This is a genomic window from Corynebacterium sp. H130 (assembly GCF_037572395.1).
Lineage (GTDB): Bacteria > Actinomycetota > Actinomycetes > Mycobacteriales > Mycobacteriaceae > Corynebacterium.
On the sequence record NZ_JBBHLA010000002.1, the window covers coordinates 341,416 to 358,147 of the forward strand.

The 16,732-nt window shown below is 58.1% G+C and carries 13 protein-coding genes and 1 pseudogene; 2 read left to right on the forward strand and 12 right to left on the reverse strand.

Annotation, left to right across the window (positions count from 1 at the left end; translation table 11 throughout):
- Window positions 1-171: 171 nt before the first annotated feature.
- Window positions 172-1,887, forward strand: a complete 1,716-nt coding sequence (locus tag WG939_RS05285) for an LGFP repeat-containing protein (protein ID WP_339983411.1) — start codon at window positions 172-174, stop codon at window positions 1,885-1,887.
- A 1,430-nt stretch (window positions 1,888-3,317) separates the two neighbouring features.
- Here WG939_RS05285 and WG939_RS05290 read toward each other — a convergent pair.
- From WG939_RS05290 to WG939_RS05330, 9 genes and pseudogenes are all read right to left on the reverse strand, one after another.
- Window positions 3,318-3,748: pseudogene (locus tag WG939_RS05290) on the reverse strand (protoporphyrinogen oxidase); the annotation flags it as partial.
- Between the two features lie 729 nt (window positions 3,749-4,477).
- Window positions 4,478-7,102, reverse strand: coding sequence for a heavy metal translocating P-type ATPase (locus WG939_RS05295; protein ID WP_339983413.1), 2,625 nt, complete (start codon window positions 7,100-7,102; stop codon window positions 4,478-4,480).
- Window positions 7,095-7,592 (reverse strand): hypothetical protein, encoded by a 498-nt coding sequence (locus tag WG939_RS05300; protein ID WP_339983415.1) that lies wholly within the window; start codon window positions 7,590-7,592, stop codon window positions 7,095-7,097. Before WG939_RS05300 ends, WG939_RS05295 begins: the two co-directional genes overlap by 8 nt.
- 11 nt (window positions 7,593-7,603) lie before the next feature.
- A complete protein-coding gene (locus tag WG939_RS05305) occupies window positions 7,604-8,122 on the reverse strand; it encodes a hypothetical protein (protein WP_339983417.1) in 519 nt (172 codons plus the stop codon).
- A 10-nt stretch (window positions 8,123-8,132) separates the two neighbouring features.
- Entirely contained in the window at window positions 8,133-9,137 is a 1,005-nt protein-coding gene (hemB, locus tag WG939_RS05310) for a porphobilinogen synthase (protein ID WP_339983419.1), read from the reverse strand.
- Between the two features lie 8 nt (window positions 9,138-9,145).
- On the reverse strand, window positions 9,146-10,828 hold the full coding sequence (locus WG939_RS05315; RefSeq protein WP_339983421.1) for a bifunctional uroporphyrinogen-III C-methyltransferase/uroporphyrinogen-III synthase: 1,683 nt from the start codon (window positions 10,826-10,828) through the stop codon (window positions 9,146-9,148).
- Between the two features lie 123 nt (window positions 10,829-10,951).
- Window positions 10,952-11,842, reverse strand: coding sequence for a hydroxymethylbilane synthase (gene hemC, locus WG939_RS05320; RefSeq protein ID WP_339983423.1), 891 nt, complete (start codon window positions 11,840-11,842; stop codon window positions 10,952-10,954).
- Window positions 11,839-13,203: a glutamyl-tRNA reductase gene (locus WG939_RS05325; RefSeq protein ID WP_339983425.1), complete on the reverse strand. Its 1,365-nt coding sequence runs from the start codon at window positions 13,201-13,203 to the stop codon at window positions 11,839-11,841. The genes hemC and WG939_RS05325 overlap by 4 nt, the downstream gene beginning before the upstream one ends.
- A 99-nt stretch (window positions 13,204-13,302) precedes the next feature.
- Complete coding sequence (locus WG939_RS05330; protein ID WP_339983427.1) at window positions 13,303-13,533, reverse strand: glutaredoxin family protein; 231 nt, start codon at window positions 13,531-13,533, stop codon at window positions 13,303-13,305.
- Between the two features lie 73 nt (window positions 13,534-13,606).
- Here WG939_RS05330 and WG939_RS05335 point away from each other — a divergent pair, with 73 nt between their 5' ends.
- Window positions 13,607-14,638: an HAD family hydrolase gene (locus tag WG939_RS05335; protein WP_339983429.1), complete on the forward strand. Its 1,032-nt coding sequence runs from the start codon at window positions 13,607-13,609 to the stop codon at window positions 14,636-14,638.
- A 407-nt stretch (window positions 14,639-15,045) separates the two neighbouring features.
- Here WG939_RS05335 and WG939_RS05340 read toward each other — a convergent pair whose 3' ends face one another.
- The 3 genes from WG939_RS05340 to proC form a co-directional block, all read right to left on the reverse strand.
- Entirely contained in the window at window positions 15,046-15,147 is a 102-nt protein-coding gene (locus WG939_RS05340; RefSeq protein ID WP_003855542.1) for a 30S ribosomal protein bS22, read from the reverse strand.
- A 329-nt stretch (window positions 15,148-15,476) separates the two neighbouring features.
- Window positions 15,477-15,668 (reverse strand): helix-turn-helix domain-containing protein, encoded by a 192-nt coding sequence (locus WG939_RS05345; protein ID WP_182387045.1) that lies wholly within the window; start codon window positions 15,666-15,668, stop codon window positions 15,477-15,479.
- Between the two features lie 218 nt (window positions 15,669-15,886).
- Entirely contained in the window at window positions 15,887-16,729 is an 843-nt protein-coding gene (gene proC, locus WG939_RS05350) for a pyrroline-5-carboxylate reductase (protein WP_339983433.1), read from the reverse strand.
- Window positions 16,730-16,732 lie beyond the last annotated feature (3 nt).

A 16,732-nucleotide genomic window follows, 5' to 3' on the forward strand; every position in this document is an offset into this window, starting at 1 on the left:
CTCTATTGTGCCCTACCTGGCGTATCACCGGTGAATGGGTCGCAGCCTAGGAAGTTCAGCTTTCATCGGCAAGAACTTTTGATGGCAATACTATATAGTCGGAAATTGACTAACGACAGTTAATGTCAATACGTCAACAACTAGCCCATCGGATTCCATTAGGACCAGCTCATGACAGCCGCCATAAAAAAACTCGGTGCCACGATAACCGTGCTCGCCACAATTGCTTTTAATCCTGTTCCTGCGTCAGCGCAGGAAACAGAGCTCACCACACAGGTAACCGCGCCAGAGGCGTTTGACCCGGCCACTGCAGACCCCGTCGCGCCAACCACCAACCTCGATGAATTGCGCGCCCCTGGTGAACGGGACATCTACGATGTTGACACCTCTGACTGGGACTTCAATGAGCCCGGCATGAACAAAAACAACATCGACAACCACTACTACGAACACGCCCTTCCGACCGATTTGGGTGAACCACAGCCGGAAATCATCCCAGGGAAAATGCGATCAGATCGAATCCCACTTCCCGACGGCGTCACGAAAGAACAAGCAGACAAAGCAGAAGTCCTAGAAGCCAAGCAACGCGGCATCACGAAACCAGGAGAAGAACCCCTCATCCAGCCCATGGCAGCAGAGAACTGCCGCACCTACTGGCCCAGAGAACACCAAGTCTGCGGCGCCATCCGGGAAAAATACGAATCCATGGCCATTGCATGGGCTGGCCAAAACCCCATCAACTTCCTTGGGCTTCCCCGCTCTGATGAACTTACCAATCCTGACGGAGTGGGCAAACGCACCGAATTCGACAACGGATTCATCTACTGGCACCCCGACACCGGAGCATGGTCAGTAACAACACATAACTCCATCGTCTGGGCACGCAACGGCTGGGAACAAGGACGCCTCGGCTACCCCACCTCCGATGAAATCGGCACCGGCGATAACGTCGGCCGCAAACAATCTTTCCAACGCGGACGCATCTACGGCACACTGTCCGGACACGTCTCTATCGAAGGCAAAATCCTGGAAAAATGGATCGAAACCGGAGAAGAAAAGGGCCCACTCGGATACCCAGCAACCGACGAAGAAGGCACCCCAGACGGAATAGGACGCTTCAACCGCTTCGCCCTCGGCATGATCTACTGGCACCCACAACACGGAGCACACCCAATCTTGCAACCCATTCTAAGGACCTGGTCTGAGGCCGGTTATGAAATTAGCGAATTTGGATATCCAACCAGCGATCAGCAAAAACAGGAGGATTACTTCGTTCAGTCTTTCGAAAATGGGACACTCGAAGTTCCTTGGGTGAATCTTTTGGCCAGCATCGGAAACATACCTTACCTCTTATTTCCCAGCGAAAAAGAGGCACACGACTTCTTTGATGCTTTGGAGCAAGGGCTTATTCCTCTGTCCGAATTAGGAATAAGCAGTTCAACACCGTCCACAAATTACCTAACCCAAACGGCCGGAGCCAGAACAAAAAGATACGGTCCTTGTGAGCTTCAAGTTGAAAACATTCACTTCCGAAAGAGTGGAGATTGGAACAAGGTCGGATTCAAACCGGTTACGAGGTGCGAGTATCCGATTAACTCTGTTCAACACAAGAGCACCCTCCGTTACAAATATTATCATCTGTGGAAGAAAGCGCCCGACGCAGCAGATCAAACAGCCATTGTTACGAAATACACAAGTACGAAACCCAAGCATCAGCAGCGAGGATTCACAGTTCAATACATTTCTAAGGACGTTGAACAGCAATGCGAAGGAAATGTAAAGACAAGCCTGATTGGCGTGACTGAAGGGACAATTCAAACCGCAGAAGGAGTCTTCTATGCCCGGGCGTACAGCTCACCTACTCGGCTCGAATGCGAGATTCCATAATGCACGAGATAAAAATGGATCTTCATCTGTGCTACAGGCGAAGAACTGCTTTTAAGGAAGGCCGTGCTGTCTCCGATCAGCGATTCGATGTCTTTTGCGCCGCTTTTCCCAAAGAAAGCGATGCCATAGAACTTGAACGCAAAGCTCGAAAATTCAAATACCTCATTACCTGGGAAACAATTCCATTAATTTGCCACGGTACACAACCAGATCCCGACAACAAAGTATTCATTGTCTTTCAGGGAGGAATGACTCAAGATGATTGCGAAGCCCTTGACTTTTCTGACCCAGTTGGAATCATTGCTTTTAGTTCTAAATGTGCTTGCGAGGCATACATATCTAGATCAACTGAATTTGAATGGGAAGATGTATGGGTCCTCAAAGTTCCCTGGATCAGCACCTTCGCACTCTCACCTTTCAAGTTGGAAAGACCACGTACGTTTCCAGACAACTGGAGGTTCTCAAGCTGAATGGTAACTTAAGGCGCGTCTTTCGACCGAGCTCAAAACTTCTTACTGATCGGAATGTGAAGACTCGGGCCGCCACTGACATATCCGAAACTTCAACCGATGCCGGTCAATGCCGCGCGAAGTTCGCCAAATGATTCTTATTGTTCTATTCCGATGGCGCGTACCTTATACAACTCAAGGAGCGCCAGGAATTGCCAACCTTTTTCATGGTGAGGGTGCATCACAGCCAAGCTGAGCCAAGTACCTTGCCTGCAATTCGCAGGAAAGTGCATGATTTCTGCACTTGGTCGACGGACCTTTGGGGAGGGAGAGCCCCACAAGCTCTTCTAATTGCAGATTTCCGAGGCCCATGCGCAATCCACGATCAATGCTTCATCAGATATGACGACTGAGAAAACAGAACAAGGTTCTGCAATCCTAAGTTCAAGGAACTTAGGATTGAAAATTGCCGAGGAGTGTACACATCGCAGTCAGTTGCACAGGAATGCATTGCGGAAGCCCACACCCGATTTGCAGTAGTACAGACCGGAGAGTATGTCTCAAATTGGTAGAGTCTCTAGCGCCAACGACTCGAAACTCGCCGCTATCTTCAGTTCGATATTGGCGAGTCCCGGTCATCGAAATCCTTTTCATCATCATTGCGGTCTTGACTTCAATAGGTACTGGGTCAGTAATGCGTTACGAAGATGAAATCTCGATGTTTTTTCAAGTCTTTGGATTCATGATCGCACCGATATGCCTTATCCAATCGCTACTTTTGAACAAAATTGCAATCGGCAAGTTTCGATACGATTTATTCCTATTCATTTTCGGCAGTATCGCATGGGTATCGACCAAACAATTCAATTACGAAACGGCACAAACAGGGTTCTTATTTATCCTCCCTTTTCTTGCTTCGCCAATTTCCGCTTTCTTGACCTTGCTCAGGAGATTTGGCGCACTGCGAACACTGCCCCGAGACTAAACCAACCGCCCAGCCGCAGCGCGAGCACCAGCAATAACATTCGGAATTCCGACACCGTCAGCCCAGGCACCGGCTACCTCGATGCCTTCTACATCTGCGAGTGCAGCGCGCACAGCTGCCACGGTTTCCAGGTGGGTGTCGTTGTAGCACGGGATGCCGTCGAACCAGCGCTGCACGAAAATCTCGGAAAGCCCGGCTGCACGACCATCAAATCCGGTGATTTTCTGTAGGTCATCCAGCGCGTAGTCGACAAGGTCATCCTCGTCGGCGCGGACCAGGGCATCGTCGCCAAAGCGCCCGAAGGAGGCACGCACGAGCGTTCCCCACGTTCACCGAGGTGTGGCCCCTTCTTAGAAGCCAGAGCGAAGGCCTCGGCGCACACGCCCGGCTCGTCTGGAGCAATCAGAATGCCCGAAAAGTCAGGCAGAGCTTAGACGATGTCGAGCTTCACCTTCTTGAGCTCCGGCAACACGCTTGATCTCGGAGATGAAGGGGGCCATGCGCAATCCACGACATATGCTACGCAAATCCCGACTATGGTTACAGGGTCGAAAATTGTGACAAGCTTCTTCGAGAGAATCTAAAACAGGTTTGTTCCCTGACGTATGTCCATCGTGAAACGAAACAATTTTGCCGAAACGATGCTGATGCAATGTATCAAACGGTCAAGAATTAGCAATGGCTGGTGAATCGATTTTGAAAGAACACCCACATTCGATCGACGCGAAACCGCTGGCATCAATAAAGGGGTGGCGCATTCCATTTGTGGAGTTTGCGGCCATTCTCTTTGGCGTTCTAGGTCAATTGTTTGAATACTTTGGGTTGACAAACCCTATCAGTGATTTAGCCGCCGTGTGCCTAATTCTTGGCCCAATAAGTTTAGTCAGTTCTTTTAGCCTCAATTTAATCGCTGTGAATAATTTCAAGTTTGACTTGACGCTGACTGCCTTAGGATTAGTTGCACTGGCAGTATTGGTGAGATACCGTGGCAGCCCTATCTTGGCCGGGGGTTTTATCATATTGCTTCTGTTGCCAATAGGAATCTCGGGTCTATTGACTGCATTGAGAAGATTGGGAGCTTTTCAGAGTCTTAGTCGCTCGAGCACGCCCCCAAGAAATCCGGCAACCTCACGGTAATGATCCTGATGGGTAAAAGCTAGAACCTCCTCACGCTGTTCGCGCGGGCTTCGATGATGAGGGTGATTGCGATCGTGAGGAGAGTTGCTGCCATGGGGTGCAGCAGGCCTGCGATCGCGAGGACCATGACAATGGCGTTGTAGCCCCAGGCCAGGAGAATGTTCCGGTCGACGAGGGCGGAGATTCGGCGGGCTAGGCCCATGGTTTCTGGGATCACGTTGACGTCAGTGCGCAGGAGGACGACGTCGGCTTCGCGGGCGTCAAGGCACACGTTGTTTTGCATCAAGATTCCCACGTCAGCCACGTCGAGGCATTCGCGCACTCCGAGGCCGCCTACCATTGCTACCTGTTCACCCTGGGTGTGAACGGAGCGCACTGCCAGGACTTTCTTCTTCAGGGCGATGCCTGCGAGGACGCGGCTCATGCCGAGGTTGTCAGCAAAGCGGCGGGCGACTGGGTACATGTCGCGGGTGATCATGATGGTTTCGATGCCCATGTCTTCCAGCGAACCAATCGCATCCAGCGCATCAGGCTTATTGTCTTGGCGCAAAGTGATCACGCCACGAGCCTGGCCCTTCCAGCTGACCACAATAGGGATGCCACCGGACACTGCCACATTGGACAGGCGGCTGGACAGCCCGGAGAGGTCGTGTGGTCGCACGAGGGTGGCTTCCACCTGGCGCATCTCCATCTCGCCGGAGGAGTCCTTCATTGGGATTTCGATACCACCGGTAAGACCACCATCTTCCATGACCTGCGGGTGGCCCACCTCAATCCAGTGCGGGATCTCTTCGCCGCCGGTGCCTGCGTCGCGGGCCTCGCGAGCAGCACGGACCAGGGCCTTCGAGGCTGGGTGCTCGCTTTCCATTGCGAGCGCGCCAGCAACACGCAGCACGAGTTCTGGGTTCTCGCCCTCGGCAACGGAAATGGTCTCAACGGACATGTCTCGTTCGGTGAGCGTGCCCACTCGGTTGAACACCACGGCGGTGATTTCGTCCAGCTCGCGGATGGTTTCCGCATTGCGGACGAGCACGCCGTGACGGGCAAACTGTTCGATGCCGAGCTTCATCGCCAGGTTGGTGGACAGCGCAAGTGCCACGGGGGCGACGCCGGAGAGAATCGCCAAGGCGGAGGCAACCGCGGCGTTGATGTTGGCGCCGATCAGCCACCACAGGAAGAAGTCCAACAGCGCGAGGCCGAGCGCCCACGGCACGAGCAGCGATGCAGTCTTGGTCGCCAGCTGAGCCGATCGGTTTTGCTGGTAGGACGCTTCGTCCACCCAGCGGTGGATGGCCGCGATGCGCGTTTGTGAGCCGGTCTTTTGCACGCGAATCTTCAGCGGCCCACTGAGCAGGAAGCCACCTGCGTGGACGGTGGAATTCACCTTTACTTTTTCGGTGCCACCGGCATAGTCGGAGAACATGCCGGGCCGGACCTCGGCAGCGCCACCGATGACGCGCCCGTCCACTGGAATGGTGGATCCACCTGGAACGATGATGTCGTCGCCCACGCGGATTTCCTGCAGCGGAATTTCCACGTGCACGGACTTGCCGGTCGCAGCATCCTTGCGCACAACGGTCACGGTCTTGAGTTCGCCCACGATGTTGGCGTTGTACTCGTCCATAAGGTCCGGACGCGTGCGCCTGGTGAACAAACTGCCGAGCAGCATAATGAGCGTCACGCCGCAGGCGACGTCGAGGAAGAATTCGCCCTGGGCCACGCGGTTGTAATTGTGCGCGAGCCATTGTGGCTGAAAGCGCCAATCAGGGTGCCCAGCCGTTGTGAAGACAAGCAGGAACACGGACCAGATGTACGAGGTGAGCACAGCAGCAGAGCTAGCAGCATCGAGCGCCGACATGCCCCTGCGCAAACCACCTGCCATCGCGCGGTGGAACGGCCACGCACCATAGGTGACCACGGGGGTTGCGAATGCGAGGCACACCCATTGCCAGTAGTCGAACTGCAGGTCGGTGACGTAGGACAGCACGAAGATCGGCAAGCTGCAAAGGAAGCTCACGATCAGTCGCCCACGGGTCAGCAGCTCCTTGGCGGTAAACAGCACCTCGGTGGGTTCTTGATCGGGTTGGCGGACCACATGGACGTCGTGAAGCCTGCCCGCACGCCTGGCAGCCTGGTCGACTTGTTGCTCGGCCCGGCGGCGTCGGTTGCGCTGCAGTCGCACGGCACGCACCGACAGCGATTCTTTGCGGCCTCGCACTGGAACCGGTCGTTTCTGCTGGCTGAGTCGTTCGGCGCGGCGTCGCAGCGACGCGTTGGTCAGGTTCGCCTTCACCCCGAAATCGGCGAAGATCGCGATGATGTCGTCGGGTTTGACGTCATCGGGCGCGGTGATCCAGGCGGTAGCGGACTCGTACACCACGGTCGCGCGGATGCCCGGGTTCTGGCTGAGTCGCTGCTCGATGTCCTTGACGTGCAGCGCCGACTCCAGCCCCTCGAGCTCGAGCGCGAAGGAGGTGTGTGCGGAAGCTTGTCGACGAGCAAGGCGCACATGCGCCGACTCGTTGGATTCCGGGGTACCTTCAATACCTGCCTCAACGGCGGCCTTCTTCGCCTCGGCGATGGCTTCATCGACCTGGCGGGCCGAGTTTTGCAGGTGAGTTGGGGTTTCGTCGGTGCTACTCATAGAAAAGCTCGTCGTTTCGGTAGGCGACATACCGGTTTACTGCCGGGCGGTAAATGATCAGGGCGCCGATGGTGAGCAGGAGCGGAATGATCGCGATGCCCACGCCAGCGGCCTTCACGGTGAAAGCTACGAGGTCAACGATCACCAAGAGCAAGATGATTGCTACAGTCCAACGGCGGGCGTACTTGGCGGCGCGACGCACCTGGGTCAGCAGCATGGCCAGCACGAAGCCCGCAACGATGTTGATGATGCCCACCACGCGCTGATTCGCTTCCACGGCAGCCATCAGCCGAGGATCTACGTTCGGATCGCCGGTGTAGCCAGCCGTGGCCACCACGAGGCCAAAGAAGATGGTGATGCCTGCGGTGACGATCAACCACCAGTAGCCCACGCGCAGGGCCTTCGGCTCAACGCGGGGATCTGATTCCGTCTGGGGGTGTCCAGCGCGATCGTCGTCGCCACGGTACATCGTGGGGAACATGTTTGGCATTGCAGGGATCCTTAAGGGGTCTCGGCAGGCGTTGCGCGTGCCCACTCAACGGATTCTTTCTTACCACCGAATAGGGCTGCGAGCACCGCGAGCACGGCTACCAGAAGCTGGGCGATGCCGTCGCTAAGCACCAGGGCGAGCGGGACGGTTGAGGTGAGCGCGAGCTCGAAAACGAACACGCCACGGAACGCGAAGTAGGCGGCGAAGAAGGTGAGGAAGCGCCGAGAGCCCTCAGCCTTCGGGCCACCCTTGAGGAAGGTGCGGGCCGTCCAGGCGACCACGACCATCACGGTCATGGCGATGAGTCCTGCGATGATGAGGGCGAAGCCTGCGATGGTGGTGAGCTGGGCCTCGCTGAGCATTTCCAGCTGCTGCGAGTTCATAGACTCGCGCGCAGCCTGCTTGACTTCACCGATGCCGAAGAAGCCCGTCACCACGTTGAGAATTTGGTGCAGGCACTCACCGGCGACCACGGCCAGCCACAACTTCCAGGCGAGATCAACCGCCTCTGGGCGCTTCTTTTCTTCCACTACGGGCCCTTTAGTACTGGGCGCGCAGGATCCGCGCGGCCTCGACTGCAAAATAGGTCAGAATCTGGTTCGCGCCGGCGCGCTTAAGCGAAACCAGCGCCTCCATCATGGACGCGTCGCCATCGAGCCAGCCATTCTGCGCAGCTGCCTTGATCATCGCGTACTCGCCTGAGACCTGGTACACGGCAACTGGCACCGGCGAGATCTCCGCAACAGCGCGCAGTACGTCTAGGTACGGCAGGCCAGGCTTGACCATGATGAAATCCGCGCCCTCCGCGATATCCAGCTCGACCTCAAGCAGGGACTCGCGGATGTTCGCCGGATCCTGCTGGTAGGTGCGTCGGTCGCCTTCAAGGGAGGAGCCGACGGCGTCGCGGAACGGGCCGTAGAACGCGGAGGCGTACTTGGCAGAGTAAGCCATGATGGCTACGTCCTGGTAGCCCGCCTCATCGAGCGCCTCGCGGATCGCGTCGATCTGGCCGTCCATCATGCCCGATGGGGACACAATGTGGGCACCGGCCTTCGCCTGGGCAACGGCCATCTTCTGGTAGCGCTCCAGGGTGGCGTCATTGTCCACGATGGTCGCGCCATGAGCATCCGTTGCCAGCACACCACAGTGGCCGTGGGAGGTGAATTCGTCCAGGCAGGTGTCGGCCATGACCAGGATGTCGTCGCCAAAGCGTTCGCGCACAGCCTTGATCGCGCGGTTGAGCACGCCGTCCTCGGCCCAAGCCTGGCTGCCTTCGGCGTCCTTATCGATATCCAGCGGCACGCCGAACAGGTCGATGCACTTGATGCCCACTTCCCTAGCCTCCGCCACGGCGTCCAGCAGCGACTCAAATGTGTGCTGGACAACGCCCGGCATGGACGCAATTGGGTTCGGCTCGGTGATGCCATCAGCGATGAACATCGGCAGGATCAGGTCCGCCGGGCGCAGGGAGGTCTCTGCCACGAAACTGCGCATCGCTGGGCTAGTGCGGAGCCTGCGAGGACGGCGGGTGATGGATCGTGACATTGTTTCTCCTATTCTGCAGCTTTTCGACGCGCGCGTCGCTTCTTCCGTGGTGGCGGCAACTGACCGGCGGCACGCAGTCCAGCTACGTGCTCTGCCAGTGCATCCACCAGTTCATGGATGCCCGCGACTTCTGGAACTACATCTACTCTAAGACCAAGTTCCTTCGCAGTGGCGGCAGTCATTGGGCCAATGCAGGCAATGATCGTGCGCTGGTGTGGTTTGCCAGCGATGCCTACCAGGTTGGCCACGGTGGAAGACGAGGTGAAGCACACCGCGTCGAAACCACCGGACTTGATCATGTCGCGCACCTCCGCAGAAGGCGGGGCGGCGCGCACGGTGCGGTAGGCGACGATGTCGTCTACTTCCCAGCCGAGTTGGATCAGGCCATCAACGAGGACGTCCGTGGCAATGTCAGCGCGCGGCAGCAGCACACGACCAACTGGATCGAGTTCTTCGTCGTACTCAGGGAAGACGTTCACCAGGCCCTGAGCGTTCTGCTCCGTGGACTTCGGCAGCAGCTCTGGGGTGATGCCCAGCGCACTGACGGCCTCAGCGGTCTTGTGACCGACGCAGGCGATGTGAACGCCAGCGAAGGAGCGGGCATCGAGGCCAAATTCGGTGACCTTCTCCCACAGCGCATTCACGGCGTTGACGCTGGTCAGCGCGATCCACTGGTAGCGGCCCTCCACGATGCCCTTGATGGCACGTTCCATCTGCGCCGGGTTGCGCGGTGGCTCCACGGAGATGGTTGGCACTTCTTGTGGGATCGCGCCATGGCTGGCGAGACGAGTGGACATTGGGCCGGCCTGCTCCTTGGAGCGTGGCACCAACACGCGCCAGCCGTAGAGGCTGCGGTTTTCCCACCAGGAGTACTTGGAGCGGTTGTCCACGCCCTTGCCCAGGGTCACCACGATGCGTCCCGGCAGTTCGCCGTCGATCTTGCCGAGGGTGCCAAGCGTGGTGTCGTAAGTGCGCTGCAGGCGGGTGGTGCCGTTGACGGTCACAGTAGCTGGCAGCTCAGCCGTGAGGCCTCGTGCCTTGAGCTCTGCAGAAATGGTCGGCAGATCGCCAGCTTCTGCCTGCAGCACGAGTGGCTGCGGTGCAACGGCGAGGGCGTCCCAGTCGACATCGTCCTGTGACACGTCGGTTTCCGTGTAGGTAGAGCCGAGTGCGATACCCGCGAAGGTTGGCACGGTGGCAGGCAGGGACATGCCCGGCACCACATTGAATTCCAGACCGGCAGCGGAGACTGCATTAATCTCCGCGAGAACCGCATTGCTGGACAGCGGATTGCCGGTGACCAGGCGAACTACGTTTACGCCTGTGGCAACCAGCTCGGCGAGCTGCTGCGCTACCGCGGTTGCGTCACCATTAATGACCTCAACGATGTCGGCGGCCGACGGCCCCGGAGGCTTCGGTGGGCGTCGACGAGCGCCGTTGGCCTTCGCCTCAGCGCAGATCCGCTCGTATTCTTCGTCGAAGGCCTTCTGCTTTTCTTCCGGAATGGGCAGGTCAGTGCCCACGACCCCCCGAACGCCCGCTAGGACTGCGGCGTCGACAACGGCAAGACTGGCTCCGCCCAGCACCTCGCGGGCGCGGACGGTCAGCAGGTCGGGATTGCCAGGACCGGCACCGACGAAAATGACCGTGCCGAGTTCATTGTGCTTTTCAGCCTGTGGGGCCTTGCTCATGTATGTCTTTTCTAAACTTTTAGCGTCTTTACCAAACCGGACAGTGACCCCATGCGTAACCGCGGGGTCCTCGTATGCTAGGTCAACCCTAAAGCATGGGACGAGTTTTAGGAAAACCTCTACTTAGCTCATCAGATCCGCGGCGCCCAGTTCCAGCAGGCGCTGCGCGAGCTTTTCACCGAGCGCTGCAGCTTCGGAGGTTGGACCCGTGAGTTGCTCGCGCAGTTGGCGAGAGCCATCTTCCGCGAATACACCAGCGACAAGCAGCATCTGGTCCCCGGAGGCGTTCGCATAAGCTGCGACTGGAGCGGTGCAACCGGCTTCCAACGTGCGCAGCACCTGGCGCTCGGCGGTTGCTTCCGCCATTGCAAGCGGATCGGCCAAGGTATTCAATGCCTCGACGATCTCGGCGTCGGCTGCCCGGCATTCCACGGCCAGCGCACCCTGAGCTGGGGCTGGAACCATCACGTCAATATCTAGGATCTCCGTCGCGCGATCCAGCACGTCGATACGTGCTAGGCCGGCAGCTGCAAGGATCACTGCGTCGAGTTCGCCAGAAGTGACCTTGCCCATGCGGGTATCGATATTGCCACGCAATGGCTGAATGTCCAGGTCAGGGCGTACGGCGCGCAGCTGAGAGACGCGTCGAGGAGCGGAGGTGCCCACGCGCGCGCCCTCCGGAAGTTCCTTCAGTTTCAGGCCATCGCGCGAGATCAGGCAGTCAAAAGGGTAGGAACGCTTTGGCACGACCAGGTGGAAACGCTCTTCGGGTGCGGTTGGCAGGTCCTTGAAGGAGTGCACCGCGATGTCGCATTCGCCCTTTTCCATCGCGTCGCGCAGCGCCTGGGTGAACACTCCCACGCCGATGCGCTCGACTGGGGACATGTTGACGTCGCCCGGGGTGGTGATGATGGTCAGCTCCGCAGGATAACCAGCGGCGATCAGTGCATCGCGCATGTGGCCAGCCTGAGTGGTGGCCAGCTTCGAGCCTCGGGTACCGATCTTCAGCATCATTTCTCCCCTTGCGTTTCGTTCACAGTGGTGGCGGACTTCGGAATGTCTTCCTTGGGCAGGTCTTTCGCAGCAACGTGCGCGGATCTGGTCGGTTCCAAACCGAACAATTCCTGCAGCGCGGTCTCATAGGACACGCTGCCGGAGGTCACCGCGAGCTCCTTGACCCGCACGGTTGGCTGGTGCAGGAGCTTATCGACGACCCGTCGCACCGCACGCTCAACCTCGTCGCGTTCCTCGTCCCCCATCGTCGGAGTGCGAGTTGTCAGGCGATCGAGTTCCACGGTCACGATCTCATTGGCGTGCCTTCTCAGCGCTGCGACGGCGGGAACCACATTGCGCACGCGCTGCTCGGAAATGTAGTGCTTGAGCTCGGCATCCACGATGGCACGTGCTTCTTGCTGCGCGCCATTAGTTTTGGTCTCCTTTTCCTCGTGGAGGCGTTCAATGTTGACCAGTTGGATGCCTGGGACGGCGGCGACTTCATCATCGATGTCACGAGGCATGGACAGGTCGATGAGCATCAGGGGCATGGCGGTGCGCGGAATGTGGCGGGCATCGATGGTGTAAACGTCAGCACCCGTTGCGGACACCACTAGATCCACGTGCGCAATAGCCTCCGCGCGATCATCAAAATCCACCGCGTGGGAATCGATGCCAAGGTCCCTAGAGCGCTCAGCCAATACCTCGGCGCGAGAGCGCGTGCGGTTAGCAAAGATTAGTTCAGAGATACCCAAGCGGCTCAGGTGCGAGGCAGAAAGGGAGGACATGACGCCAGCGCCCAGGACGAGGGCGCGCTTGCCGACCAGTGGCTTGTCAGATTCCGGCAGGCCCATGAGCTGGAGGGCCTTAGCCGTCGCAAAGCTGACCATGGAAGCGCCGGCGTCGTCGATGTCGGTTTCGGAGTGGACGCGCTTGCCCGTGTGGAGGGCGACCTGGGTCAGCGAGTGGAGGGCCTGTCCCACGGTGCCGATCTCCCCGGCGCGCTGGTAGGCGGTGCGGACCTGGCCGATGATCTGCTGCTCGCCGACCACCATGGAGTCAAGGCCCGAGGTGACGGTGAGCATGTGCTCGGCGGCGGCATCGGCATAGCGGACGTAGAGGTGCTCGCGGAGGGTGTCGATGTCCACGCCACTGCGCTGGTGGAGCACCTCCACGACCTCGTTGACGCCGGAGTGGAAGCTGTTGGTGACCGCGTATACCTCGACACGGTTGCACGTGGAGACGATCATCGCTTCCGACAGGGATGGCTGATCTACCAGCGCCATCGCGGTTTGATCACGAACGGCGTCGTCCATGCTTACTTGTTCCAGCACCTTCACAGGCGCGGACCGGTGGGACATACCGACAACCAGTACGCTCACGCTAGACTCTCACCGCTTTCCCATCAAACCTTTGATTGACCCCGACAGGCTCAACATTCGATCTTTCACAGTAGCCCTATTGATGACGGGAGTCCAAGTTTATCCCCCGAGTTCTGCCCTCAACTCGTCGTTGTCGACCTCCCAGCACGCGAATTCCTCCCCGTTGATCACGACGACGGGCACCCGGTCCCCATATTCCGCTGCGAGCCCCTGCTCATCGACGTCCACGACCAGCAACTTGGCCCCCGCGTCGCGCACGACCGGCTCGATCTGTTCTTTCACTCGCTTGCACGAGCCGCAGGACTCGCGAACCATGAGTTCAACCAGCATGCGCACCCCTATTCTTTATACTTTTGTTTTACGATTGAATATCGTACTTCCGACACGCTTGAAAGGGACCCCGATGGATGGTTTCGCGCTCACACCCGAGGAATTCCTCGCCAATTGGAGCGCATCCCGGGGCAACCTGCGTCGCTTCCTGGAAGATCGCGCACTACCTCCTGTTGATGAGGCAAGCCAGAAGGTGGCAGGTGAAGCAGCCGTCGCTTCCGCCGTCCGCTCGGTCTATGACATCGACCTTTCCGACTTCACCGCCGGCATGGACTCCGTCGGAGGCGCCTTCGAAGCCGCTGGCGGCCGCCTCGTGACACACCCGGATCCTGACATTCCGCAGGACACCGGCGCAGCTGCGTTCTTTGACGTTGACAACACGCTTATCCAGGGCGCTTCGATCATCATGTTCGCCATTGGCCTGTACCGCCACAAGTACTTCACCGTCCGCGACATCGCGCCCGTGGCTTGGAAGCAGATCAAGTTCCGCGTCACCGGCTCCGAAAACGCTGCCGACGTGGCGGAAGGCCGCCAGCAAGCCCTGGAATTTATCAAGGGCCGCACGGTAGAAGAACTGGTCGAGCTGTGCGAAGACATCGTAGACACCAACATGCTGGAAAAAATCTGGCCGGGCACCCGTGCGCTTGCTCAAATGCATATCGACGCCGGCCAGCAGGTCTGGCTCGTCTCCGCAACGCCCGTGCAATTGGCACAAATCCTGGCACAACGCTTCGGCTTCACCGGCGCCCTGGGCACAGTGGCCGAGGTGAAGGATGGCAGGTTCACCGGGCGCCTCGTGGGCGATATTCTGCACGGCCCCGGCAAGAAGCACGCGGTAGCGGCACTTGCCTCGCTAGAAGGCTTGGACCTGTCCCGATGCACCGCCTACTCCGATTCCATCAACGACGTACCGATGCTCTCCATGGTGGGCACGGCAGTGGCAATCAACCCGGACCGCGACCTACTCAAGGTGGCCAAGCTGCAGGGCTGGGAGATTCGCGACTACCGCTCCGTCCGCAAGGCAGTGCGCACCTTTGGCTTGCCCGCCCTCGCGACGGCCGCATTTGGCCTGTTCCGGTGGTGGAAGGGCAAGCAGTCCGTATAAGCAGCGGAAAGTGTGTCCGTAGATCCTGCATGCGTGCTTCATGTTGCGCAGGGTGTCATAGCCGTACACATCTTGCTAGATTCCGCGATTGAAACCGCACAGGTGACCCCGCACTTTCGCAGAAACTGCACCACCAGCTAGACGCACTTTTCATTGCTAAACACAGGGTTGGCCTCAGGGTTTATCTCAGAAGCCTGAGTTTAAGAACCCGAGTTTAGGGATGAAATCCCTCCAGCAGAGGGCAAATCAACCGCTTCCGCCCCCGAAACTCAGGTTCCTAAACTCGGCTAAAGACACACATCGTCCGGCCGACAACACGCCACCCGGACACACATATCTTTGCTTAACGCGAAAACGCCCCCGCTTCCCATGTTGATGGGGAGGCGGGGGCGTTTTGCCAGGAAGGCTTACTTGCCGAGCTTACGACGCTGAACGCGGGTACGGCGCAGCATCTTGCGGTGCTTCTTCTTGGACATGCGCTTGCGGCGCTTCTTGATCACGGAACCCATAGGGCTACCTCGCTTTGATAGAAGTTGTACGTACAAAACCTGCCAACGTGCAATTCGGCTTGAAACAAACTTGCCGACGACCGAGTGCACTTCGCCCGTCGAAATGCACGCCTGGTTTATTAAGCGCGCACACCGAACCGGCTCGCTGACACGAATGCGTTATATCCTACCGCCTGGCCCGCTGAGTTCAAAAATTGCCCCTGTTGACTTTTGGGCGCGCGAATCGTCCCCGTGAAGTTGCTGAATTCTGCGCAATTTCGGCAATTGCGCGGGAACGATATACAAAAGCGCTCCTCACGAATCTCGTAAGGAGCGCTTCTGACGCTGTTTTAGCCAGCGTTGTAGAAGGAAGAATCCAGGTATTCGTTAACAGCGCTCTGGTGCACACGGAAGGAGCGACCTACGCGAACGGCAGGAAGCTCGCCGGAGTGAACGAGTCGGTAAACGGTCATCTTGGAAACACGCATGATGTCCGCAACCTCAGCAACTGTCAGGAACGTGCCGTTGTCTTCATTAGCCATAATTCATCTAACCCTTCGCACACGAGACGCGCTGCAGGCTTCCCCTCCCGCAGAACTTTCACGCACGTGCTTGTGTCAGCTTACCGTGAAGCATGTGACTATTGCGACATGAGTGCTAAAAAAAATCTAACGGTTCGGAAACAAACTCATGTTTCCGAACCGTTTGCCCAGCTAGTGCGCAGAATATAAAAATTGTCACATCTTCAACAGCAATGACATTAATCAGCATCCTCATCCGCAACAGTGGTGCGCATGGTCCCCAATTCTGCGGAACGCTGCGCACACTTCTCGGTGGCGCGGAACACCATGCCTCGCATGCCGGACTGTTCGAATTCGCGGATGGCACGAATCGTGGTGCCTCCTGGCGAGCTCACGTTGGCGCGCAGCGCAGCTGGCTCCTCGCCAGTTTCCTGCATGAGCGCTCCAGAACCGACGAGCGAGCTGATAGCGAGATTCTTCGCTACTTCGCGTGGCAACCCCAGATTGATTCCGGCATCGATCATTGCCTCGACAAACAGGAAGAAGTAGGCCGGAGAGGAACCAGAAAGCGCTACTACTGCGTCCATGTGTGCTTCATCGACCACAAAAACGTCGCCAACGGCGCCGAGCAGCTCGCTAATCGCCTCAAGCTGTTCCTCCCCCACGAAACGGCCCGGGCTAACCACAGAGGTGCCTCGACGCACCAGCATTGGCGTATTAGGCATTACACGCACGATCGGGGTGCCCGCAGACACAACCTCTTCCAGCGCCTTGAGCGTGATGCCGGCCGCCATGGAAATGACGGTTGTGTCTTGGGAATTGTTGTCCAGCGTGTCGGACAGCGAAGCGAGCAGTGACAGGGTGTCCTTTGGTTTTACGCACAGGAACACGACATCGACTTCTTCGGCGCACTGTTTGACGTCGGCATAGTCGGTGACCGCGTAGGCTTCCACCAGCTCTTTGCCTCGCTCTGGGCGTCGATTAGCGACGTGGATATCCTTCGGGCTGTGACCGCCCGCGACGAGGCCCGAAATCAGAGCCTCGCCGATCTTACCGCCGCCGATTACCGCAATTTTTGTCATGCT

Bases quoted from the DNA above. Each gene is read 5' to 3' on its own strand.
- WG939_RS05345 (WP_182387045.1), bottom strand. From the start codon at position 15,668: ATGGCTAATGAAGACAACGGCACGTTCCTGACAGTTGCTGAGGTTGCG.
- hemC (WP_339983423.1), bottom strand. From the start codon at position 11,842: ATGATGCTGAAGATCGGTACCCGAGGCTCGAAGCTGGCCACCACTCAG.
- proC (WP_339983433.1), bottom strand. From the start codon at position 16,729: ATGACAAAAATTGCGGTAATCGGCGGCGGTAAGATCGGCGAGGCTCTG.
- WG939_RS05315 (WP_339983421.1), bottom strand. From the start codon at position 10,828: ATGAGCAAGGCCCCACAGGCTGAAAAGCACAATGAACTCGGCACGGTC.
- WG939_RS05295 (WP_339983413.1), bottom strand. From the start codon at position 7,102: ATGAGTAGCACCGACGAAACCCCAACTCACCTGCAAAACTCGGCCCGC.
- WG939_RS05330 (WP_339983427.1), bottom strand. From the start codon at position 13,533: ATGCTGGTTGAACTCATGGTTCGCGAGTCCTGCGGCTCGTGCAAGCGA.
- WG939_RS05300 (WP_339983415.1), bottom strand. From the start codon at position 7,592: ATGCCAAACATGTTCCCCACGATGTACCGTGGCGACGACGATCGCGCT.
- WG939_RS05340 (WP_003855542.1), bottom strand. From the start codon at position 15,147: ATGGGTTCCGTGATCAAGAAGCGCCGCAAGCGCATGTCCAAGAAGAAG.
- WG939_RS05335 (WP_339983429.1), top strand. From the start codon at position 13,607: ATGGATGGTTTCGCGCTCACACCCGAGGAATTCCTCGCCAATTGGAGC.
- WG939_RS05285 (WP_339983411.1), top strand. From the start codon at position 172: ATGACAGCCGCCATAAAAAAACTCGGTGCCACGATAACCGTGCTCGCC.
- hemB (WP_339983419.1), bottom strand. From the start codon at position 9,137: ATGTCACGATCCATCACCCGCCGTCCTCGCAGGCTCCGCACTAGCCCA.